The sequence below is a fragment of the Paenibacillus sp. FW507-14B1B genome (assembly GCF_058781425.1).
The window spans coordinates 127197-150304 of sequence record NZ_JBYSWS010000003.1 but is presented as its reverse complement, the minus strand read 5'-3'; the positions used below and the strand labels follow the sequence as shown (position 1 = coordinate 150304).

General features: G+C 45.8%; 22 protein-coding genes and 1 riboswitch. Of the genes, 15 read left to right on the top strand and 7 right to left on the bottom strand.

What is annotated here, in order from left to right:
* Nucleotides 1–74: 74 nt before the first annotated feature.
* Genes AC3WJJ_RS16355 through AC3WJJ_RS16345 form a run of 3 tightly spaced genes read left to right on the top strand, consistent with a single transcriptional unit; the run spans nt 75 to nt 2454 of the window.
* Nucleotides 75–1316, top strand: coding sequence for an MFS transporter (locus AC3WJJ_RS16355; protein ID WP_492542317.1), 1242 nt, complete (start codon nt 75–77; stop codon nt 1314–1316).
* A gap of 39 nt (nt 1317–1355) precedes the next feature.
* A complete protein-coding gene (locus AC3WJJ_RS16350; RefSeq protein WP_492542315.1) occupies nt 1356–2018 on the top strand; it encodes an oxidoreductase in 663 nt (220 codons plus the stop codon).
* A 55-nt stretch (nt 2019–2073) separates the two neighbouring features.
* Complete coding sequence (locus AC3WJJ_RS16345; protein ID WP_422659621.1) at nt 2074–2454, top strand: RidA family protein; 381 nt, start codon at nt 2074–2076, stop codon at nt 2452–2454.
* A 78-nt stretch (nt 2455–2532) separates the two neighbouring features.
* Here the strand turns inward: AC3WJJ_RS16345 and AC3WJJ_RS16340 are convergent, their stop codons facing one another.
* The 3 genes from AC3WJJ_RS16340 to AC3WJJ_RS16330 form a co-directional block, all read right to left on the bottom strand.
* Nucleotides 2533–3291, bottom strand: a complete 759-nt coding sequence (locus tag AC3WJJ_RS16340) for a TspO-related membrane protein (RefSeq protein WP_492542313.1) — start codon at nt 3289–3291, stop codon at nt 2533–2535.
* Between the two features lie 124 nt (nt 3292–3415).
* Entirely contained in the window at nt 3416–5032 is a 1617-nt protein-coding gene (locus AC3WJJ_RS16335) for a response regulator transcription factor (RefSeq protein WP_492542311.1), read from the bottom strand.
* Nucleotides 5033–5038: 6 nt separating this feature from the next.
* Nucleotides 5039–6811: a cache domain-containing sensor histidine kinase gene (locus AC3WJJ_RS16330; RefSeq protein ID WP_492542309.1), complete on the bottom strand. Its 1773-nt coding sequence runs from the start codon at nt 6809–6811 to the stop codon at nt 5039–5041.
* Nucleotides 6812–6959: 148 nt separating this feature from the next.
* Between AC3WJJ_RS16330 and AC3WJJ_RS16325 the strand changes: the two genes are divergently transcribed.
* The 3 genes from AC3WJJ_RS16325 (at nt 6960) to AC3WJJ_RS16315 (ending at nt 10105) form a co-directional block, all read left to right on the top strand.
* On the top strand, nt 6960–7841 hold the full coding sequence (locus AC3WJJ_RS16325) for a carbohydrate ABC transporter permease (protein ID WP_492542308.1): 882 nt from the start codon (nt 6960–6962) through the stop codon (nt 7839–7841).
* On the top strand, nt 7841–8677 hold the full coding sequence (locus AC3WJJ_RS16320) for a carbohydrate ABC transporter permease (RefSeq protein WP_492542306.1): 837 nt from the start codon (nt 7841–7843) through the stop codon (nt 8675–8677). The genes AC3WJJ_RS16325 and AC3WJJ_RS16320 overlap by 1 nt, the downstream gene beginning before the upstream one ends.
* 144 nt (nt 8678–8821) lie before the next feature.
* Entirely contained in the window at nt 8822–10105 is a 1284-nt protein-coding gene (locus AC3WJJ_RS16315) for an ABC transporter substrate-binding protein (protein WP_492542304.1), read from the top strand.
* A gap of 118 nt (nt 10106–10223) precedes the next feature.
* Here the strand turns inward: AC3WJJ_RS16315 and AC3WJJ_RS16310 are convergent, their stop codons facing one another.
* Nucleotides 10224–10430 (bottom strand): PLDc N-terminal domain-containing protein, encoded by a 207-nt coding sequence (locus AC3WJJ_RS16310; protein ID WP_422659628.1) that lies wholly within the window; start codon nt 10428–10430, stop codon nt 10224–10226.
* A gap of 192 nt (nt 10431–10622) precedes the next feature.
* On the opposite strand from AC3WJJ_RS16310, the gene AC3WJJ_RS16305 reads away from it, so the two are divergent.
* The 3 genes from AC3WJJ_RS16305 to AC3WJJ_RS16295 all read left to right on the top strand — a co-directional run bounded on the left by AC3WJJ_RS16305 (nt 10623) and on the right by AC3WJJ_RS16295 (nt 15625).
* Complete coding sequence (locus tag AC3WJJ_RS16305; protein WP_492542302.1) at nt 10623–13802, top strand: DEAD/DEAH box helicase; 3180 nt, start codon at nt 10623–10625, stop codon at nt 13800–13802.
* Nucleotides 13803–13872: 70 nt separating this feature from the next.
* Entirely contained in the window at nt 13873–14592 is a 720-nt protein-coding gene (locus AC3WJJ_RS16300) for a hypothetical protein (protein ID WP_492542300.1), read from the top strand.
* Between the two features lie 181 nt (nt 14593–14773).
* Nucleotides 14774–15625, top strand: a complete 852-nt coding sequence (locus tag AC3WJJ_RS16295; protein WP_492542298.1) for a M15 family metallopeptidase — start codon at nt 14774–14776, stop codon at nt 15623–15625.
* 85 nt (nt 15626–15710) lie between these two features.
* On the opposite strand, the gene AC3WJJ_RS16290 is transcribed toward AC3WJJ_RS16295, so the two are convergent.
* Complete coding sequence (locus AC3WJJ_RS16290) at nt 15711–16076, bottom strand: hypothetical protein (RefSeq protein WP_422659632.1); 366 nt, start codon at nt 16074–16076, stop codon at nt 15711–15713.
* Between the two features lie 381 nt (nt 16077–16457).
* Between AC3WJJ_RS16290 and AC3WJJ_RS16285 the strand changes: the two genes are divergently transcribed.
* From AC3WJJ_RS16285 to AC3WJJ_RS16260, 6 genes are all read left to right on the top strand, one after another.
* Nucleotides 16458–17270 carry a zinc ribbon domain-containing protein gene (locus AC3WJJ_RS16285; RefSeq protein ID WP_492542296.1) on the top strand — a complete coding sequence of 271 codons (813 nt, stop codon included), beginning with the start codon at nt 16458–16460 and terminating at the stop codon, nt 17268–17270.
* 87 nt (nt 17271–17357) lie between these two features.
* Nucleotides 17358–18188: a TrmB family transcriptional regulator gene (locus AC3WJJ_RS16280; RefSeq protein WP_492542294.1), complete on the top strand. Its 831-nt coding sequence runs from the start codon at nt 17358–17360 to the stop codon at nt 18186–18188.
* A gap of 235 nt (nt 18189–18423) precedes the next feature.
* Nucleotides 18424–18726: a hypothetical protein gene (locus tag AC3WJJ_RS16275; protein WP_492542293.1), complete on the top strand. Its 303-nt coding sequence runs from the start codon at nt 18424–18426 to the stop codon at nt 18724–18726.
* Between the two features lie 67 nt (nt 18727–18793).
* On the top strand, nt 18794–19894 hold the full coding sequence (locus tag AC3WJJ_RS16270; RefSeq protein WP_492542292.1) for a metallophosphoesterase: 1101 nt from the start codon (nt 18794–18796) through the stop codon (nt 19892–19894).
* Nucleotides 19895–19996: 102 nt separating this feature from the next.
* A riboswitch (purine riboswitch) is annotated at nt 19997–20096 on the top strand.
* A gap of 177 nt (nt 20097–20273) precedes the next feature.
* The gene (locus AC3WJJ_RS16265) at nt 20274–20843 is read left to right on the top strand and encodes a xanthine phosphoribosyltransferase (protein WP_379248496.1); all 570 of its coding nucleotides are present in this window, start codon (nt 20274–20276) and stop codon (nt 20841–20843) included.
* Between the two features lie 36 nt (nt 20844–20879).
* Complete coding sequence (locus AC3WJJ_RS16260; protein ID WP_492542290.1) at nt 20880–22241, top strand: nucleobase:cation symporter-2 family protein; 1362 nt, start codon at nt 20880–20882, stop codon at nt 22239–22241.
* 21 nt (nt 22242–22262) lie between these two features.
* On the opposite strand, the gene AC3WJJ_RS16255 is transcribed toward AC3WJJ_RS16260, so the two are convergent.
* Together AC3WJJ_RS16255 and AC3WJJ_RS16250 are read right to left on the bottom strand one after the other, a co-directional pair.
* Entirely contained in the window at nt 22263–22601 is a 339-nt protein-coding gene (locus AC3WJJ_RS16255) for a DUF4870 domain-containing protein (protein WP_422659638.1), read from the bottom strand.
* Between the two features lie 208 nt (nt 22602–22809).
* On the bottom strand, nt 22810–23088 hold the full coding sequence (locus AC3WJJ_RS16250; RefSeq protein WP_492542288.1) for a transposase: 279 nt from the start codon (nt 23086–23088) through the stop codon (nt 22810–22812).
* Nucleotides 23089–23108 lie beyond the last annotated feature (20 nt).

Below are 23108 nucleotides of genomic sequence, written 5' to 3'. Positions count from 1 at the left end.
ATGGGGTCAAAGAGAGTTTAATCAGCCATTATAAGACATCAAAGGAGTGTATCCCCATCAAGGCTGTAAGAGTTATGCACAGACCGCATCGGGTGGTTTCCAGTCAGAGAAAACACTTGTTAACAGCTACTTGGGAAGGTGTTCCGGCCGTCATCTATCAGACGTTGCTGGGAGGACCGTTCTTAACAGGCTATTTGCTGTATTTGGGTGCTGAATCAAGAGAAGTTGGGTTTGTGCTTGCCGTTACGACGTTTTTTAATGTTATTCAGATCTTGGCAGCTTATTTGATTCAACGGTTACAGTACAGGAAGAAATCAATGATTGTGTTTACCATCTTAAACCGATTAATGTGGGGTGCAACGGGAGTTATACCATTTGTCTTTCAAGAGAAATGGTGGATTCCTACGTTTTTGGTTATGTACATGGGTGCTTTTATTACAGGTACAGTATCAGGGATACTCTGGACTTCGATCATAAGTGACATGGTTCCAGCTAAGATTCGGGGGCGCTATTTTGGCATTCGGAATACGATATTGAATGCTTTAGGCGCGCTCGTTCTGTTTGTTGGTGGGGTGATTCTAGATCGTTATCCGGGTGGTATGGGATTTCTAATCTTGTTCATTATTGCTTGGATTGCTATCGCGGCGAATTTAACATTATTCTTCTTTTACCCGGATCCACCATTTGAACGTTCGAAAGAACGAAGATTTTGGCCGATGGTACGAAAGCCACTCTCGGACCAGCCATTTATTAAATCTACACTATTTCTGGGAGCATGGTTGTTTTTACAGACGCTTGTCGTCCCACTATATTCTTATGCTATGCTAGATGTACTCCATATCTCTTATTCCGTTATGTCGATTATGACTGTAGTTCAGACTGCAATCATGATGGTGGGATTCTATGTGTGGGGGAACTTGAACGCACGTTTCAGCAATCGGACATTGTTATATTGGACGCTTCCTTTGATTGCCATGTCTTGTTTGTCCTGGGGCCTCATATCTATTCTACCGATCATTCCGGTCCTCGTGCTATCTCACATCCTTTTAGGTGCTGGAGTCGGAGGATTCAATCAGTTAGCGTTTAACTTTATGATTGGAGATACACCGAAGGGCGAGCGACCGATGTTCATTGCCATGTATTCAGCAATCACAGGGCTAGCATCATTCTTAGGTCCTATGATTGGTGGGCAAGTATTCAAATGGATGGAGGGTACCCCGGCATGGATTCAGCAGTACGGATTTCAGACCATTGTTGGCGTAATCATGCTGCTAACGGCTTTTACGCTCGGACGTAAAGTACTTCAAGCGGCGTAGGGACTATTACTTATAGTAGAGGAAAAAGGGGGGGCTTCCATGGGGATGACATCACTCGTTATGGGAGCGACGGGACTTGTCGGACGTCAGGTGACCCTGGAGCTGCTGAATCGTGATCACATCAGCGAGGTGCGGCTCCTGGTTAGACGTCCGTTAGACATCGTCCATCCCAAAGTGACAGTAATTGAGACAGATTGGGACAAGCTGGATCAATATGAAGAAGCTTTTGAGGGTGTGCATAGTGTATTCAGCGCTCTAGGAACAACGATTAAGAAAGCCGGCTCACAACAACAGTTTCGCAAAGTTGATCTTGACTATGTGCTTGCTGGAGCCAGACTGGCCAAGCAGGCACAGGTACGTCAATTTCTCGCTGTGAGCAGTATGGGCGCTGATCCGAAGTCTAAAGTTTTTTATAGTCAGGTTAAGGGAGAGATGGAGGAGGCTTTATGTTCCCTTCAGTTTCCGGGACTCCATCTGTTTCGTCCATCACTCTTACTTGGAGGCCGGGCTGAAAGACGGCTTGGAGAAGATTTGGCTTCTGTGCTCATGACGAAGCTGGACTTCATATTTAAGGGGCGCCTTGCCTCGTACCGTGCTATACCGGCTTCCAAGGTTGCGAAAGCTATGGTTAACATTTCGATGACCAATACAAGAGGAAATCATGTATATCCGAACGATGTTATTCATGTACTGGGCGAATGATTGCAGATCATTTATGATGGAATAAGAAATATGGTTTAAGAAAGGGGAATTACATATGACGAAGAATATTATATCGACTACGAAGGCTCCTGGAGCGATTGGACCTTATAGCCAAGGTGTTGAAGTTAACGGGATGGTCTACACATCTGGTCAACTCGGTTTAAATCCAGAGACAGGAGAGTTCGGAGAAGGCGTTGCTGAACAGACAAGATACTCGCTAAACAATGTAAAGGCAATTCTGGAGGCTGCTGGAACCACATTGGATCAGGTAATTAAGACAACGGTATTCCTGAAGGACATGAATGATTTTGCTGCGATGAACGAAGTGTATGGTAGCTTCTTCGCTGAGCCGTACCCAGCGCGAAGTGCTGTTGAGGTGGCTCGTCTTCCTAAGGATGGTCTTGTGGAAATTGAGGTTATTGCAGTTAAGAAATAGTTTTCTCTAAATAGGTAAGGGAGCTGTTCCACTACGCGACTAGAATGCCTGATCGTGTGGTGACAGCTCCCTTTTGTTTTAGTTTCGCGCTTTATTTCGAGTGAAGAATAACCATATGGAATAAATGAATAAGACAGCAGCCAGAATAAAGGCAGTGAGCAGAATACGATCCACATCCTTATGTTCAACGGCAATGGCGATATATGCCCAGACGAATACTAAAGGTAGGATGCTGTCACGGCTAGGATAACTGATCAAAAAGGCTATAACTGCGCCAATACATAGTAAGGTAATACTCCAGCCAAGCTCCGTAAGCCCTAACGGGGACCATCCATTTTTATGAATAACGATTCCCACATTGACTAGAAATGCGGCACAGATCCAACCTAGATAAATACTGAAGGGGAGTTTTACAAGCAGCTTTTCTCCTGTTGTAGGATATGCAATATGGCGCGTTTTTCGGTATATGATACCCACTGAAATGACAAGCAGCAGCATCGCGATTACGGACCACTCGATATAAAGGTAATGCCATAGGAAAAGCCATGTCATGTTGAATACGCAACTTAGAATAAACCATATGCCGATATGACGAATTGAATCGCGCGTCCCTGTGTCTCTGCGTATTTGGTAGATAACAAATCCACCCAGCAGTAGATAAATTAAAGACCAAATGATAAAAGCATAGCCTGCAGGAGTCATATAAATATAATACTGATCCGATATTTCTTTGGTACTACGACCGCCGAGTGGAAGCGCATTGGACAGGATATTGACGGTAATAACCGCAGCATAGGCTAGAGCGTTCCACCATCGAAACGGATTGGTTCGGTACATGAAAACTCCTCCTTATAAGGTATTGGATGATTTTATGATGGATATTTTCAAGGTATTCACGATTCATTCACTATACTGAATATACCCAAATTCATTGAAATCAAGCCTTAACTTAAAACGAAGGTTACACGGATTGTTCTTTTCGGTAATCATTGGGTGTCTGGCCTTCAAGCTTCTTGAAGACTTTGCTGAAATACTTCTCGTCTTGATACCCAACCATCTCAGCGATTTGAACCATTCTTAAATGAGGGTTGAGAAGCAGTAATTTTGCCTTATCTATGCGTATTCTTCCAAGAAAATCGGATAATGTGACGCCAAATTCCTGTCTGAATTTACGAGAAATATATTCCCTGCTTAAAAAGAAACGTGATGCAATATCCTGCAAAGAAATCTCCTCATGATACGAATTCTCCAGGTAACGCGCTATGTCATGGATAATGTGATTTTCCTTCGAATGCATTGGAGTCATCATTCTTGATGCTGCATGAATACGCCCTGTAATTTGCGTCTTCCATCGGTCCCAAGAGAGCATCCCCTGTTCATCGAATGGCAGGGGAGAAGGGAGGTCTTGAGATATTTCATCATCTTCTACAGGTGTCTGATCCCCGGTTTCTTCTGGCTCAGTCCATGCATGTTGTAGCCAATCCAGCTCCGCATTCCAGCGGTTAAGATGTTCGGGGGAGACTGCCCCTTGCTTCTGTACTTCAACTATCCATTGATTGACAGCAGATTCAATCTGTTCTTTATGACCACTTAGGGCAGCTAGTCGGAATTTCTCTTCGAAGGAACCCATTCTTAAGTTCCTAGCACCACTGCTCTCTACACAACGTCCACTGTGGATACGGGAATCGTTAATTAGCAAATTACGGCACCAGAGTGCTTGTTCCGCCTCTTGGTATGCCTTCGGCAGATGCTCAGGGAAATCTGTTGTGCTTGCTATCCCAAAGTGGACATAACGCCGAAGCGTGGAATAAATGCCATTGTTTATCTCGTTAAGAATTGTTGATAAGAAATTGGTGTCACCCCAGTAGAGAATGATAATGATTCCTGGTTTATCCATATGGCGGAAGGCCGTTCCTGTATCCTTTAGCATCTCATTACAAATATTGACCAGCGTGAAGGCAAGTAGGTCACGCCGGTTTCGAAACTTAGAAAGAAGATCTATGTCGAAATGGATATCACTAATGACTGCTACAGAACAGGTAGTAATATGGGCTGGAAGCGGTATTCGATCTTTGAGCTGTTCCATTCGCGAATCCTTATTTCCTTGTCCCTGAATCAGGTCAGTCCAAAGACGCTCTATATACAGTGGCTTCATCTGATTCATTTCGATCTTTTGAATCGTATGAAGGTGGCGTTTCTCTTCGTCACGGTACCAAGATGTTGCTGCTTTTTTGAGCGCTTCGTTTAAGGCAACGGGGTTGACAGGTTTCAGTATATAATCCATCCCTCCATGGAGGATCGTATGTCGAACGTATTCAAAGTCATCATACCCACTGACGACAATCACTTTGATCTCTGGCATATAGGCATGAATCCAGGTTAAGAGCTCGGTCCCATCCTTTCGGGGCATACGCATGTCGGTTAATACAATCTGGGGAGTGTGCTCTTGGATCAATCCTATAGCTTCTTCACCATCAGCAGCTTCTAGAATTTCCGTAATTCCGAGCTCATCCCAATGTGCTAACAATCGAATAGCGTCTCTGACGTGTTTCTCATCATCTACAAGTAATGTTTTCATCTGCAGTTACACTCCCCTTACGTTTATTTCTAAGGTGACAGCAACACCTTGGGGCTCCACATTCTCGACGGAGAGCAGAGCGGTATTATCGGAGTATAAATTAAGCCGCATCAACACATTGTTCAGTCCAATGGAATACCCGGTATCTGCTTCCTCATTCCTGGAGGCATGAAGAAGCATGTCCTGAAGCTTAGTCAATTCTTCAATATCAATCGAAGCTCCGTTATTCTCTATCCGGATGCGGAGACGACCATCTTCGCTCACATTTGTTGAAACAGTTAGTCTTCCACGCCCTGCTCGATTATCCATTCCATGTTTGAAATAATTCTCAGCAATAGGTTGCAGAACCATTTTAGGAACTGGCGACCCGAGGCTTTCCGGATCGATATCCCATACCACCTCAAGCTGATCACCAAAACGCTCTTTCTGGAGCTCAAGATAGAGCTCAAGATGATTAAGTTCATCTCGAAGTGTAACCATTGCCTCACTGTTCCGCATGTTATAGCGCATGATGTCGGCGAGAGAGGACAGAAGTGAATAAATTCGAGGTACGTTATGCTGAAGGGCTAACGTGCCAATCGACTGCAATGAATTATATAGGAAGTGAGGGTCGATCTGTGCCTGAAGCGCTTTTAACTGGTTCGTCTTGTTTGCAATTTCAAGCTTGTATTCTCGAAGAATTAGGTTATTGATGGTGTCCATCATCTGGCGGAAGCGCCGGGCTAATGCTCCGATCTCATCCGGGCTTTTTACATCGATTTCGATGTCCAGCCGGCCAGTTTGCACCTGATTCATGTAACTCGCAAGTTGTTTAATGGGTTTTGTAATACGAATTGAAATCCATAGTGTCCCGAAAATGACAGTTAGAAGTGCTAATGCCGCAATAATGACATTGATGCTTGTCAGCTCCGTAGAATTTTTATACAAAGACTGGTGCGGAATTTGTTTCACCAAAGTCCAGGGGGCAAATGGCACATCGAGCTTTTCGTATATACTCATCGCCTTACTGCCATCATAATAGCCCCTCTCCTTAGAAGAAATTTCATTCATCAGCATTTTGTCGTTCAGTGTTGTTCCAATTTCATCTGGTTGTCCGCTGTATATTACAACACCCTTGTTATCGATCAAATACAACTGCTCCTCACCCTCAGCGTAGAGCTGCTCGCAAATTTCGTTAATGCTATCTAATTTTACATCGATCGCGAGTAATGCCTGCTGATCTTTGGAGGGGATATTCGTGATTGAACGATAAAATGTAAACACATTCTCATTAGACAAATCAGCCGGTCTTGGCGTGAAACCGTAACTGTGACTTAGATGTACAGGCTCAATAGCGGTATCACCCGTTCCGAAGTCCTCCAATCGGCGGTATGACTCTGAGCGATATTCCCGGCGGGGGACACCGTTCGTAACTTGGGTAGATTGATAGGACAGATTGTTATGAAGGTATACCTGATAAATATCCCGATTCGTGATCAAGATGGTTTGAAGCATGGTATAAATTTCAGCAACTACTCGGTAGTTATCCGGACTAAGTGCCAGATTACGAAGAAAATGAGGATCAGAGTATACGGAAAGAGAAGCGCGATTAATATTATTTAAATAGTTGGACAAGTTCGTTTTCCCTTGGTAGATAAGCCTCTCGTTTTCATTCACGGTCTGCTCCTTCACGGATTCCCGGGTATGAAACAAGGTGATGACAAGTGACAGCAGCAAGGGGATGGTTGTGACGGCAAGCATGAATTGAATAAGCCTTGTACGAATACTACGCATTTTCATAAGGTCACCTCAGTGTTTCAACTTGGAACAGATCAAAAAGGTCAATATATTACTCCTAATGGTTCATGATCCTCAGTGTTTTACAGCTCTAGACTACAGGATAATGGTATTACATATTAACCAAAGTATAGAAAAGGGGGAGATCAGAATGCAACGGAAGAAAGCTTCAAGGTGGATACAACAACTCGTTTTCGTGGGACCCTCCACCATTTTTTTCGTTCTTATCATGATCGTTCCATTCCTGCTGGGCTTGTATTATTCATTTACCAACTGGAACGGGGTATCGGATCAGGTCAAGTGGGTCGGCTTGGACAACTTTATAACGATTTTTACGAATGATCCTAAATTCAGAGATGCCTTTGGATTTACGACTCGATTTACCGTGCTTGGGGTCATCTTTACGAATTTGCTCGGTTTTTTCTTAGCTTATTTACTGACAAAGCCTTTGAAGACCCGAAATGTGCTCAGAACGATCTTCTTTATGCCGAATGTGATCGGCGGTTTATTACTTGGATTCATATGGCAGTTCATTTTTGTGAAAGGGTTTACAGCAATCGGCAACCTGACCGACATTTCCTTCTTTACACTACCTTGGCTGGGTACAAAAGGAACGGCCTTCTGGGCCATCGTCATTGTATTTGTATGGCAAACTGCTGGTTATTTGATGGTGATCTATATTTCGTCACTTAATAACGTACCCAAAGATATTCTGGAAGCGGCGGAAATTGATGGTGCAAGTCGTGCTCAGGTGCTTCGGACTATCATTCTACCCCTTGTTATGCCAGCTGTCACGGTCTGTATGTTTCTGGCCATCTCTTGGTCATTCAAAATGTTTGACCTGAACCTCTCCCTTACCAAGGGAGGACCATTTGGCTCTACGGAATCGGTTGCAATGAATATTTATAACGAGGCTTTCACGAATAGCCGTCTGGGCCTTGGAACTGCTAAAGCGGTCATCTTCTTTATTGTTGTTGCTGTTATTACAAGTCTGCAGGTTCGATTCACGAAGAGTAAGGAGGTAGAAGCCTAATGGATACGATCAAAAAATACAAGGCTACTACGCTCATTACAGAAATGATCATGATTGTTATCGCGCTATTGTTTCTGGTTCCATTCTACTTTCTATTTGTAAATTCGGTTAAGACCTTCGGTAATCTGCTTACCGACTCAGCCGGCTTACCCGTAACCTTGGAGTGGAGCAACTACTCCCGTGCCTGGACGATTACGAAGTTTCCATCTGCACTTGTGAATTCGCTCATCGTTACGGTAGTGAGTAATCTATTGCTTGCTCTGTTTAGCGCCATGACCGCCTATCAGATGGTACGGAGGAATACCCGGTTTAACAGACTGCTCTTCGCGATGTTTGTGGCAGCGATGGTCATTCCATTCCAATCGATCATGATACCGCTTGTTAAAGTAACTTCAACACTTGGGCTTGGTAACAGCTTGTTCGGCCTTATTGTGTGTTATTTGGGATTTGGAGTGCCGCTGAGTGTATTTCTGTTTCATGGATTTACGAAATCAATTCCGCTGGAGATTGAAGAGGCGGCAACGGTTGACGGCTCAAGTCCTTATGGGGTATTCTTCCGAGTTGTATTTCCGCTGATGAAGCCGATGTTCGTTACGGTCATCATTCTGAACACATTGTGGATTTGGAATGACTATCTACTTCCATCCCTCATTCTGACCTCAGCGGAGCTACGGACGATTCCGATCGCGACATTTGCCTTCTTCGGACAGTATACGAAGCAGTGGGATCTCGCCTTGCCTGCCCTTGTGCTTGGTATTACACCAGTCATTATATTCTTCTTGGCTATGCAGAAATATATCATTGAGGGTATTACGGCAGGGGCAGTTAAAGGATAGGGGATAAATAGTGGTCAATTCCTTCTCCCTCTTTTATCAATATTGTCTCTGATGTTTAGGAGAAGGGTTTTCTATACTGAAGAAGTAAGCGAAATGATCATTCATATTAGATACGGCTATAAACAAAAAAGGGAGGATTCACTGATGAAGAAATACAGTAAATTTGCACTGGTTATGTTGCTTGCCTTTTCAACACTTTTGGCGGGTTGTGGATCAAAGGACGAAGGTAAGGAAACAGCTGGTGATCAGAATGGAACCAAGACATTAAAAATATTCCAGTTCAAGGTTGAAATTGCGGAAGCGATGAGTAGAATGAAGGCTGATTATGAGAAGGAACACCCAGGTGTTAAGCTGGATATTCAGACTGTAGGTGGTGGTTCCGACTACGGCGCTGCACTGAAGGCACAATTCGCTTCTGGTGAGGAGCCGGATATCTTTAATGTCGGTGGTTACAGAGATCTAGATACATGGCTTGAGAAGCTTGAGGATCTATCTGATCAACCATGGGTTGGAGATGTCGTAGATGTAGCTAAGGAACCTATGACAAAAGACGGGAAGTTGTATGGTCAACCCATGGCTATTGAAGGATACGGATTCATTTATAACAAGGATCTATTCGCGAAAGCGGGAATTACAGAGCTTCCAAAAACCATATCAGAACTGGAAGCAGCGGCTCAAAAGCTACAAGAAGCAGGTATCACACCATTTGTAAATGGTTATCAGGAAACCTGGATTCTGGCTAACCACTTGCTAAATATCGGCTTTGCACATCAGCCGGACCCGAATGCGTTTGTGAAAGGTCTGAATGAAGGTACTGAGAAAATAGTAGGCAATCCTGTATTCGACGAGTGGATTAAACTGTTTGAACTTACTACGAAATATGGTCAGAAGAATCCACTGACAACCGATTACAACACTGAAATTACAACCTTTGCTAGCGGAGAAGCAGCGATGACTCAGAACGGGAACTGGACGCAAGTACAGATTGATGGTATCAACCCTGATCTGAACATTGGATTACTACCAATGCCGATTAACGACAATGCGGAGCAAAATGATAAACTTCCGGTAGGTGTACCTAATAACTGGGTGGTGAACAAGAATTCCAAGATGAAGGAAGAAGCTAAAGAATTCTTGAACTGGCTAGTCACCTCGGAGACGGGTAAGAAATATATCACAGAAGACTTTAAGTTTATTCCTGCCTTTAAATCCATTAAAGCCAATACGGAGCTGTTGGGTGATCTGGGAACCGATGTGATGAACTATAGCCAAGAGGGTAAGGCGCTAAGCTGGGAGTTCAATAAATTCCCTGACGGGGGTATGAATGAGTTTGGCAGTCAAATGCAGGGGTATGTAGCAGGTAATGTAGATAAAACGCAATTGTTCGAGGTCTTGGAACAATCATGGGCAAGTCTGAAAGCGAAGTAAGAACCATCACTACTTGGATAGAAGCATAAATAAGAGGTGTCTTAGCTTACCGTTAAACGGAAGCGGACACCTCTTCTTGTTATTATAATGGGAGGTTGACTGATATAGATGAATCCTGTTAATTATTTCGTATCAGAAGATAAACAATGAGGCCTACAACCGGGAAGAATAGAAGCCCTAAAACGATGAGTAAAGCATACTCAGAACTTCTTCCCCTGGCTTGTGCATCACGATAGCCCCAGACGCAGATCGCAATGTGAAGTCCAAAGAGCAGTAACGGAATTAATAAACCGAAAATTCCTATAATACCAACAGCGGTACCCATATCCTAAATCCCTCCCCGTACAAAATGTTATAATAGATATTTACGAAGAGAAAACCAAAAAGTGTCATAAATATAAGGAATTATCCAAACAAGGCGATTGTTTATTTTAATTGGATATTGTTTTGAAATTAGTCCGCTTTCGTATAAGATAATAATAATATCTGTAAAGCAGGAAAAAGACAGGAGACAACGATGAATCAACCGCTGTATGGCGTATGGCTAGGAGACGCATTTTTTTGTTTTTCCGGTGAAGTATCGGAACCCAGAGTAGACGCATGGAGCAGAATCATAAGGAAGTTGCAGCTGGAAGACGGAAGTCGTCCTTTTGCACATGCTGCACTTCGATTGGCAGAAATGAGATATCCTGTCCAATCGGCAGTGGTCAAGAATGTGAGGCGCAACGAGCGCAAAACCCTCGGAGGTCGAACGATGGAAGGTTTAGCTCTCACTCCAGGGGATGCGTTCAATATGCTGTTGTCTCTAGATGCTGATCTGTATCAGAGTCAGGGTCTAGTACTGGGAGAAGAAATGGAATACTGGGTAACAGCAGCTAAATTTGCGCTTGAACTACAGCTTCGAGGGAGAATTTCGCCGGGAACGGCCGAGGTTCCTACGGCTGGACGCCGACGTAGTGCATCCATGCATGTAATCAAGGCTGTATGGAAGCCGCAGCTAATCGGTGAAGATGCTGAACGCTTTCTTCAGTTAGCCGGGAATATACCTCCCATATGCATTGGAGTTCCCGCTGCACTTGCTGGAAGCGAACCAGCTACAAGGGAAGAGGCAGGAGCTATTGTACTTTACTCTTTCCTCTGCTCAATCATAGATGCTGAAGCGAGAGAAGCCGTTAGGGCAATTGAAGGAAAGCTCTCTTCGTACTTGCGAGATTACCGCCGTGGGCGTTCGCCGCTCACAGAGCTTTGGTGGAATAGTCTGCTTACCGTAAGCCGTGAGATTGCGGTACAGGGAGCTGCGGAAGAAGTTCATGAATTGGTTCAAGAAGTTGAGGTTGCTGGGCATACGGCCCTACCTTATACGGAGGGCGAAGATTTGCCGCCTGAGAACGGGAGTATTCGGTTAGGCCTTCGTCTGGAGCCTCCGCTTACAGACGGGCAAAAGGACTGGCGTTTATCTTTTTGGGCTGGAAGCCGTGAAGATGAAGGGATGTTGCTGCCCGCTCGCAGTATATGGAGCAGCCGAGAGAAGGATATGTTGGTTCGAGGACGTATTTATGCATCGGTCCAAGAACAGCTGTTGAACGCTATTGGAGAAGCCGCTGAACATTCAGCAGAGCTGTCTGAGGGATTGTCTGGCCCTGCACCGGAAGGCGTGATACTGCCGCTTGAGAAGCTCTCTTCCTTCATGAGGGAATCTGTTCCGAGACTCACACGCGCCAATGTTACGGTTCAGATGCCATCCAAGTGGAGCCGGGAGGGCCGTCGCCGAGTAGGGCTATCATTAAAAATGATGCAGGAATCCTCTTCAAGGGTTGGTGTAGACCATCAGCTGCCCGTTCTCGGCATGGAGCATCTTGTGTCTTTTGAGGTATCCGCAGCTGTAGGTGGGCAGCAGCTCACGAAGGAAGAATTAACGGCGTTGGCAGAAGCCAATATGCCTTATATAGAGTTTCGAGGCGAATGGATTGAAGTGGACCTGAAAGAGATTAATCAGGTTCTAAAGTTTATGAGGAAGCATGAGAAGGGTGAAATGGAACTGTCAGAGTGGATGCATCTGACGGCAGAAATGGATGGAGAGCGCATGTGGAAGGGGCTCTTTATCGAGGAAGTGGAAACGACAGGCTTGCTGTCAGCGCTGCTCGATGGAGAAGGAGAGCGCCGTTTGCCTACTCGTTCGATTCCTTCATCGCTTCACGGTCAGTTAAGACCATATCAAGAGCGAGGTTATCAGTGGCTTAGTGTGATGCGTGATTTAGGTTTTGGCGTGTGTCTTGCTGACGATATGGGTCTTGGTAAGACGATTCAGGTTATTACATGCCTGCTAGACCGGAGAAGGGAAGAACAGCAACTAGAGAAGGATGAGAATGAGGATAAACCGCGGGAGCAGCTCTCTGAACGTGAAACGGCTCTTATGCGCAGCGGCGGTCCTGTATTGATCGTCTGCCCTACTTCACTGCTCGGAAACTGGCAACGTGAAATTCAGAGATTCGCACCAGATCTGTCACTATACATTCATCACGGTGTACGGCGTCTGCGAGGTGAATCGTTCCAGCTAGAAGCGCTTCAATATCATATTATACTCACCACCTATCATTTGGCTGGGCGTGATGGCGGGGATCTATCGGCTATAAGTTGGTCTAGTGTGGTTCTAGATGAAGCTCAGTATATTAAAAATTATCGTACGAAACAGGCGCAAAGTGTGATGAAGCTGTCCGCACCACATCGAATCGCTATGACTGGTACGCCGGTTGAGAATCGACTCGCTGAGTTATGGTCGATCTTCCATTTCCTTAATCCGGGTTACTTAGGTTCGTTCAATGCCTTCCGGCAACGCTATGCGCTAGGGGAAGGTCAGGAGGAGAGATTGCAGGAGCTGCACAGACTGGTATCGCCATTCATGCTGCGCAGACTTAAGAGTGATCCGGATATCCGTAAGGATCTGCCTGAGAAGCTGGAGATGAAGTCTTACTGCCCACTTACAGAGGTGCAAGGGGCTATGTATCAAGCGGTAGTCGACGAAATGATGGGACAGCTTGAGAATCGCTCGGGTATGGCGCGCAAAGGCTTGGTGCTGTCCTCACTGACGAAGCTCAAGCAGATTTGTGACCATCCACAGCTGCTGCGGGGAGAGGACAACCGTTCAACCAAAATGGAATCCTCGGGTAAAATGCAGCGACTACTTGAAATTCTCGACAGTATTGCGGATGTGGAAGAGTCCGCGTTGATCTTCACACAGTATGTGGGGATGGGTGAGATGCTCGTGAAGTTCTTAGCGAAGCGATATGGCAAGGAACCTGCATTTCTTCACGGTGGAGTGCCGAAGAAAGAGCGTGATGAGATGGTCCGTGCTTTTCAGGAAGGGGAAGGTACAAGCTTCTTCGTGCTTTCATTGAAAGCAGGAGGAGTCGGCCTGAATTTGACACGTGCCAACCATGTGCTGCACTATGACCGCTGGTGGAATCCGGCGGTAGAGAACCAAGCCACTGACCGAGTGTTCCGAATTGGACAGAACAAAAATGTACAAGTGCATAAGTTGATCAGCCAAGGAACACTTGAGGAGCGGATTGACGAGTTGATCGAGCAGAAGAAAGCACTGTCCGAGCAAGTGGTGGGGTCCGGTGAGACGTGGCTGACTGAAATGTCAGATGGTGAACTGCGCCAATTGATCGAACTCCAAGGACAGGATTGGATGTGACAAGCGAAGCTGCTCTCTATATAAGTTTCATGCGAGATAAAGTTTGCGGGAAGGAAGGGTGGATGCTGCGATGGTGACGCCGGAGGATCAGGAGAAGATAAAGCTGGAGTTTAGACCCGGATTGCTAAGCGGAACGATAGTAGGTGATCCGTCTGCTGAAGTCAGTATTCCTTGCAAAATGCTGACTCTGGAAGCCAAGGAAGGCTTGCTTCGCCGCCTTACCAGCGACCCGCAGGCGCTCTATGGCCTGCTGCAAGGTCGTCCAGCCCCATGGCTGGACGAATATGTCCCTTCATCCTTACTGGATGAAGGATCGGCCGCGCGCTGCACCTGCGGGCGCGCAGCCTGCGAGCATGCCGCAGCCGCGCTGGAGGCTAGCGTTCTGCGGCTTGCGGCGGAGCCGCTCCAGCGGCTGGCGCTGCTGGGCCTGCCGCGGGAAGAGCTGCTGGCCCGCGTCTTTGACGCTTGGGCCAAGGCAGCCCCGCCAGCGACAAGCGGCTCCGCCGGGGAAGCGGCCGCCCGGCCGAAAGAGAAGGCCGCACCCGGCCCTTCTCTGGGCGAATGGCTGGCCGAGGCAACGGCCGAGGGCCGGCTCCATCGCCCTGGGCCGCTCATGCAAGAGGTGGAGCTTAGGCTAGCGCCGCCGCCTCCACCGGATCAGCTTGTGCCGGCAGGGGACTGGGCCGGCCTGCTACCTCAGGTACGCGGCGCATCTAAGGCGCTCGGGCTGGTTGTTCGCCAGACAGCGAACACTGCAGAGCGCCGCCGCCGCGCGCTGAAGAAGCCTTGAATGCTAATCGATATGAAGCAGATAGAAAACGAGTGAATAGCCGAAAAAACGATGTGTCTGACGCATCATAGGGCTTTTTGCCAAAAAGCTGTCATTTTCTGTCGTTATTCGATTTGTCCCTCCAAAAAGGAATAAGGTACAATGGACATCTAAGAGATATAGGACGAAAGGGAGACGGATAATGAGCAGATTTAGAGGGAAAAGAGCACGGCAGACAAGCCTGATGATATCTTCCCTAATGCTTGCGGGAGCACTTTTGGCCGGCTGCCAATCCGAAGGATCAGGAGCGGCTGAAGGACAGGAGTTGCAGGCACAGGCTGGAGGACAACAGGGCGGTACACTACCTGGGGCATCGGATAACGATGGACAAGCTGACCCTGTAATGGCGAAGCGCAGTGAGAATTCCCTTCAAGCTACAGCTCGTGAAGAGAATGGTAAGCAGATCGTGACGAATGCGGAGTCGGTTACGGTGATCGTCAACAAGCAGCGAAGCTTGCCAGACGGGTACGAGCCGACAGACTTGGTGGAACCGAATGTTCCATTCTCATTTAATGAACCACATGAGAAGCGGAATATGCGGAAGGAAGCAGCCGAAGCGCTGGAGAAACTGTTCGCTGCTGCGGATTCGGAAGGCATTGAGCTAAGAGCCGTATCAGGTTACCGGTCCTTTGCAAGGCAGAAATCGGTTTATGACAATCACGTGGCTACTAAAGGTGAAGCTGAAGCCTCCCGTATTAGTGCGGTTCCAGGCACGAGTGAGCATCAGACCGGCCTTACGATTGATGTCTCTAGTCCGAGCGCAGGTAATGCATTAGATCAGTCCTTTGGTCAGACAACAGAGGGCATATGGCTTGCAAATAATGCTCCGAAGTATGGTTTTATCATTCGTTATCCAGAGGGACAGGAAGGCATTACGGGATATGTCTATGAACCATGGCATATTCGCTACGTTGGTGAAGACCTAGCTCCGGATATTGCCGACAGTGGCCTAACGCTTGAGGAATACTTCGATGAAGAGAATATTAAATTGTAAGTGTAGGCATATACAACATAAAACCCGAAGCCAGAAAGGCTCCGGGTTTTGTTCTGTGTGCAGTGCTGTCTTGCAATAGGCTTCGTTATTTATTCAGTGGTGAATCTTCATAGCCTGGATCATCATAACCGGTGTCTTCCATTTTGGAGATAATATTCATGCTATCAATTAATTTCTTGGTCTTCTCGTCTCCATATTGGTAGAGATAGGTGTACAACTCGATGGTGCGATCATCGAATTCTTCGGCTGCATCATCATGATCAGCAGATTTAAAGGGAACAAAAGTACGCTTAAACGCGTATTTATCACTTTGGCTCACTTCATCCATTAGATCTCGCAGTTTGGTGAGCTGCTCATCATTCATACGTACGACAAATTCATTGGAATCATTGGGGACGTCCTGAATCAAGTTATGGGCTACGGAAACATAATAGATTTTCTGGTCGTTCATCATTAGAATCCCTCCGTGTCCCGGATTGCCCAAAAGGCTCCCGGTGTTAATTTTTATATAAGAAAGTATACGCATTCATGTATACTTGGCTTATATTTTAATAGAATCGATCTCTATTCTTCCTTTTCGAAGAAGCGGATTGATTTCAGAGTAGCATTTAAACTATGTTTACACGGTCATGGTAGGCATGAAACAAGAGCCTATTCTGGCAAGGCCTTCCTTTTTCCATCAAGCTAGTAAATTTGGTATGATAGAGTCACCTTATTGGTTAAATAGAAGTGGGAAGTTTAGGCATGGAGTTAACTGCATCAACATAGTGTTGTGACAATGAGATTATATAACCCGGAAATATTGGCATAGAGAAATGAGGAGGAGACACGTATGAATATTTTGCAGAAGTTGAAAGACGGAGCCAACAAAGCAACGGAAAAAGCTCAGAATGTTGTAGAGATCAATAAATTGAACAGCCAAATTTCAGATATTGAGCAGAGGAAAAGCTCCTACTATTTAGAAATGGGTAAGGTGTTTTACGAAGGATATCGTTCTAAAGATATGTCTATAGCTGAGAAGGAAATGGTGGACCTTGCTAAATCATGTGATAGTCTGCAGGAGCAGATTGATGAATTACGTAACCGGATAGCCATATTGAAAAATGAACGGATTTGTCAGTGCGGCCGTACGGTTGCGCTCGATGCGATCTTCTGCCCTTACTGTGGTAACAAGCTTGCGGATCTGACGGTTAGACCTGAAGCACGGACGGAGCCGAAGGAGCCTAAAGCAGAGCGTGACATCTTCTTCTCTGAGGAAAGTGTAACTTCAGAAGTAGATGATACTCCATATGTTTACCGTCCAGAGCTTGAGAAGCATGAAGCTGAAGTCGATATAGATATGGATAAGGATATGGACATTGATACGGAAGAACAACCGTATTATGAGGTGGAGGACGAGGAAGCTCGCCGTTACGAGGTGGAAGAGCGAGAGCGGGAGCGCAGGCATCTGGAAGAACTAGAGCGTGAACGAGAGCGCCAATTGGAGCTTGATCGACGTATTCGTTTCTGGCAGGAGAACAATCAGACTCAGGATAACCTGCCTAAAGATGGAGAGGTTCGAGAGACAGTGAAATGTCAAATCTGCAGTGCAGATTTGCCGAAGGGCTCCAAATGGTGTCCAAGGTGTGGGGCAGAACAGATCTAAATAGCTTCAGAGGTAAAGCCATAGTGCGCGAGGATTGTGGAACAAGCGAACGATGGTTCGTTCAGGCAGCTTTGGGAGGACAGGAGAATGGAACAGTTATTGAATCATTTGCGCAACTTGGGATTTACGGAAATTGAGTCGAAAATAATGATCGATCTTGCCGAGCATGGCCCAGCTGGGGGATATGAGGTTGCGAAGCGCTTGGGAGCATCTCGTTCCAATGTGTATGCAGCAATGCAGCGGTTGGAGCGTCAGGGCGCACTGCAACGTGGTGAAGGGGAACCGGTACGCTACAGTACGCTGAAGCCGGAAGAATTAACGCGGATGATCTCTGGTAGAGTCGAAGCATCTCTTGCCTATGTGGAGAAAAGCTTACCTCGACCAGAGGGCCATGCTGCCCCTTTTCATAGCGTAGAAGGCGACAAGGAAGTACTGGAGCTGGTTGCTCGGAAGCTGGCTCAGGCTGAGAATGAAATTGTCGTTGATGTGTGGCGTGAAGAGGCAACATTGCTGCGCGAGGAGCTAAAAGCGGCAGAGAACCGCGGGGTTCGGGTGCTATGGGCTTGTGATGGTCCAGATAATGGTCTATCCCGAACGCTAGCTTGGAGTGGTTGGAAGGGAATTGAAGAGCGGAAGCATGGCGGACGCAAATTTTCTTTTGTTATTGATCGAGAATGGTGCATGCTCGGTATGCGCGGAGGAGAAATGGAGACACAGGCTGTAGTTACTGCACATCCTGTGATGGCAGAGCTGCTCTTGCACCATTTTTCACAGGAGATGGTTCTGTTCGAGTTAGAGCAAGATATGGGGCGTGAACTTGAAGACACCTATGGTCCCCATTACGGTCGTATTCAGAGTAAATACATCGCTTCTGACACGGAAAACGTAGATGAAGTAACGAGAGATGAATCAGAATAAGAACCAGTTGCTTGCAATTATGCTTTTTTCGAGGGAAATGGTTAACTTTATCATTTCTTCAAGCAAGTAATTTGAATACACTGGATATACTATCTAGGGATGCGCCGGGAGTCGATCCCGGCTTTTGCCGTTATTTGAAGAGATAATTCTAATATACATACTCTGGCCATAGTGATCACTTCTGATCGCAAGGACAGACCGGCCTATCAAGCTGAGGGAAAGGGGAGACTTTAAAATGGAATGTATCGTTCGTTTTACGGTGGTGTATAAAGAGGGGCCCAAGAAGCTGAGGGGGCTGATCTTCGTAGATGAAGGCAAACTGCCAGATAAGAATCAAGTGCTTGAGATGTTTCATGATATGGAATATAAAGTGGTCCCGGATGAGAATGAAGAGCTCGTGTACAGACCAGCAGATCCGAAAGCTGCGTATCAATATATTCGGGTGAACGAACTGGATATCGGTCAGGATAAATACACGGAGGACCGAAATTTGAAATCAATTGTAGGTAATCTGCTCCCGAAGCGACCCGGCTTATAATTGATGATCTTTTAGCTGTGCTATAAATATCCTCTTGCTATAATGGTTGTAATGGAAGGGGATAGCGATGTTTATTGTTGTGGGAATTCTAATGTTATTGATCTATGGGTTGCTTGTCTATTATATAGGTCAGACGCTCTGGAAGTGGATGAGCCCTAAGTCATCCAAGTTTTTCAAAGTCCTATATTTTGTTGTGCTGACGGTTGTAGCAACGTCCTTTATTACGGGCCGTTTTCTTGGTAATTTAACCGTGTTAAATATCATTGGATCCTACTGGATGGCCGTATTCTATGTACTGATCATACTTCTCCCGATCATGCATGTCGGCTTATGGCTGATACGCTTGACTGCCTTTCGCGGGCGCAATATGGAGAAAATTGCAGGGTACGTAGCTATACTTGTGATGGTTCTAGTGATCGGGTACGGTTCATTTAACGCCTACAGTCCGACAGTTCGGTCGTATGATATCCAAATCGCAAAGAAGGCTGGATCATTAGACGAGCTGAATATCGTGATGGCTTCCGATATGCATTTTGGATTGCTTTCGGGAAAAGCTCATGCAGAGCGAATGGTACAAGAGATCAATGCCCTGAAACCGGATATGGTTTTGTTTCCTGGTGATATTATCGATGATGACCTGGATGCCTACTTGCATCAAGGAATCGATAAGATTCTGGCGGGTGTTACAGCGCCATATGGTGTATACGGTTCTCTAGGGAATCATGATCGTTTCGAAGGGGAGATCACAGAACTGATTGATGTTCTTGAGCGTAGTGGAATGACTATTCTTTATGATGAAACATTAGCTATAGATGATCTCACTTTGGTAGGAAGACGGGATAAACAGGACAAGAACAGAGCAGAGTTATCCTCCATCATGCAAGACACAGATCTGCAGAAACCGGTTATTCTTCTCGATCATCAGCCTAATGCGCTAGGAGAAGCTGAGCAGCAGGGAGTGGACCTTGTGGTTTCTGGACACACGCATCGTGGACAAGTATTCCCCGCGCATTTAATTACTCAAGCGATGTTTGAAAACGATTGGGGCTATTTGCAAAAAGGTCAGCTGCATTCGATCGTTTCGTCAGGCTATGGATTCTGGGGCCCTCCGATTCGTCTTGGCTCTCGTTCCGAGATCGTACAGATTAAAGTGAAATTCGGACCGTAATCAAGGAAGTCCTATTTTAATTCAGGAAACATAAACTTCCTGAAATTTTCACTTTATTTTTTCATTCATAATAAGGTATACTTCATTCATTCACGAAATGTAAATTTCATAGTGTACGTTTCTCGTATATGTGCAGGAATTGGCCAGCATGTTTCTACCCAATCACCGGAATGATTGGACTACGGGATGACAATAAGCAGATTTGTTCGGGTCATAGACAATGATGAGGACATAATCTTGGTTCGTTGTTCAAGCCCATTTGTTCCATATACCGGTTCGGTAGAGGGACAGGTGGGTTTTTTGAAATGTAAGAATGTGTCATTTCAATTGTACATTATGGTGATTAAAGCAAACTTACAAAACATAGAGGAGGGGCATCATGCAATTGCTGCAGAACAAAGTCCGGGAGGAAGGAATCGTACTGAGTGGACAGGTCTTGAAGGTAGACTCATTCCTGAACCATCAGATGGATCCGGTGCTAATGAAAGAAGTGGGTCGTGAATTTGCACGCCTGTTTCAAGAGGAGAAGATTACTAGGGTGTTGACGATTGAATCGTCAGGTATTGCTCCTGGTATTATGACGGCACTAGAGTTGGAGGTCCCAATGATCTTTGCTCGGAAGCAGAAATCGCTAACCCTTCGTGAAGATATTTATGTGGAAAAGGTATACTCTTTTACGAAGCAGGAGAGTAACGATATAACCGTATCTAAGAAATTCATTCATCCAGGTGACCGTGTACTTATTATCGATGACTTCCTTGCTAATGGTGAGGCTGCATTTGGACTGGCTCGGATTGTCGAGCAGGCTGGTGCAGAAGTAGCGGGTATCGGTATCGTGATTGAAAAAGCATTCCAACCAGGCGGACGGTTGCTGGCAGAAGCGGGCTACCGTGTCGAATCGCTAGTACGTATCGCTGCATTGGACAACGGCGAAGTTACGTTCGCGTAATGTATAAATCCATTATTCAGGAGGCTTTCAAATTCCATGGAAGAACAGAAGTTGTCCAAGCAGGAACCCATTTTTGATAAGCGTCGTCACCCTGTAAAAACATTATCGCTAGGTATTCAGCATGTTCTAGCAATGTATGCAGGCGCTATTATCGTACCGATGATTGTTGGTAAAGCTCTTAGTTTGACCACTGAGCAGTTAACTTATCTGATTGCCATCGACCTGCTCGCTTGTGGGCTTGCAACATTGCTTCAGGTGTTTGGTAACAAGTATTTCGGTATTGGACTTCCAGTTATGCTTGGTTGTGCATTTCAAGCTGTGGGACCGATGATTATTATTGGCTTGGAACATGGGATGTCTGTTATTTACGGTTCCATAATCGCTTCGGGTTTATTCGTGGTTCTGTTCTCAGGATTATTCGGTAAACTGATAGCTGTATTCCCGCCGGTTGTGACCGGCTCAGTAGTCACGATTATCGGATTGACACTCATTCCAGTCGCACTGACGGATCTTGGTGGCGGACAAGGTAGCGAAAATTTTGGTAGTCCACTTAATTTATCATTGGGATTTGGAGTTCTACTCTTTATCATACTTATGAATCGCTTCTCCAAAGGATTTCTGAGATCCATCTCGGTATTGGTTGGTCTCATTCTTGGAACGTTGGCAGCTGCAATGTTTGGTGGACTGGATATGACTCCACTTCATGAAGCAGGCTGGTTCCGTGCTCCACAGCCATTTTACTTTGGAACACCGGAATTTAAGCTGGTTCCCATTCTGACCATGATTCTGGTGGCGATTGTTAGTGTCGCTGAATCTACAGGCGTATTTATGGCTCTTGGTAAAATTGTTGATAAAGATATTACTTCGAAAGATTTATCTCGCGGTTATCGCGCGGAAGGGCTTGCTATCGTAATCGGTGGTATTTTCAACTCCTTCCCATACACAACTTACTCACAGAACGTAGGCCTGATTCAGATGAGCCGTGTAAAGACACGTGATGTTATTGTCGTAGCGGGTAGCTTCCTGATCCTGATCGGATTCCTACCTAAAGTTGCGGCATTGACGCAGCTTGTGCCAGCTTCGGTATTAGGCGGGGCTATGGTTGCTCTGTTCGGAATGGTTGTTTCCTCAGGTATTCGTATGCTGGGAGATCAAGTTGATCTGAACCGTCATGAGAACCTGTTCATCATCGCCTGTTCCGTAGGTATGGGTCTTGGTGTAACAACGGTGCCGGATCTGTTCGCGAAGCTTCCGGATTGGATTCGTATTCTTGCGGATAATGGTATTGTTGCCGGTAGTTTAACAGCGATTGTTCTTAACCTGATGTTCAATGGATTAAAACCTAATAAGGCTGGTTCTCGTCATACGGATGAGACAGCAGAAGGGCATGCCGCATAAGCGGATGCCCTTTTTTTGTGACTACATCTTTGCAATTTGCTTCTCGGCAAAGTGACCAATCCAAGGGAGTTTGAACCATCTACCTTGAATAGCGTGAAACATAAGCAGCAGCCATAGAAGCACACTGATTAAGCCGAGGAGAGCTGATGCTAGCAGACCGATGATGGGCACAGCACCTGATAACACATGGGCCAAGGCTAGAATGCCGAAGGTCAGCAAAGATTGGAGTGCATGGAACATCACGTACCGGCTTCTTTTTTCCAGTGCAAGAAAGAGGATTCCACCGACCATCGGGAAGAGATAACACAGGGTTGCAGCAAGGTTCTCAGGGATTCCTGTGGACGATTTAAAGGGAGACATAACAACCAACTCCTTGTCTTAAGGCAAGCTACTATACCATATGAGCGACTTGGACAAAGTATGATGGATAAGAGCAATAAAGATGGTGTATATCGTTATGATTTTTTCGAAAAAAGCAAAAAAAAGCAGATCCTAAGCACCTGTTAAGATGCTTAAATCTGCATAATGATTGAGATTTTTTTCAGAACTACACTACATTTGAAGATGATTACTCAGGATGGGGATCGCTTGTGTATTTAGGTGTAAGTTTCTGCTGTTTACCATGACCGGTCTCTTTGACGATCAGCCTTTCGTCGGTACGGCCGTCATGGTGATTCTCAAATTCCAATTCGGTTAGGCGCCACTCTGTTGCACCAAGGATAGGGTCAGCAGGAAAAGATTCTCCTCGTTTAAGACGTTCCTCACGTCCCCATTCATTCGTGTAAACACCGTCAACTTCAACTTCCTCCCGTGAAATAGGAGGCATTTCATTATATTTATCAGACATAGCGGTACTCCTCTCAGGCT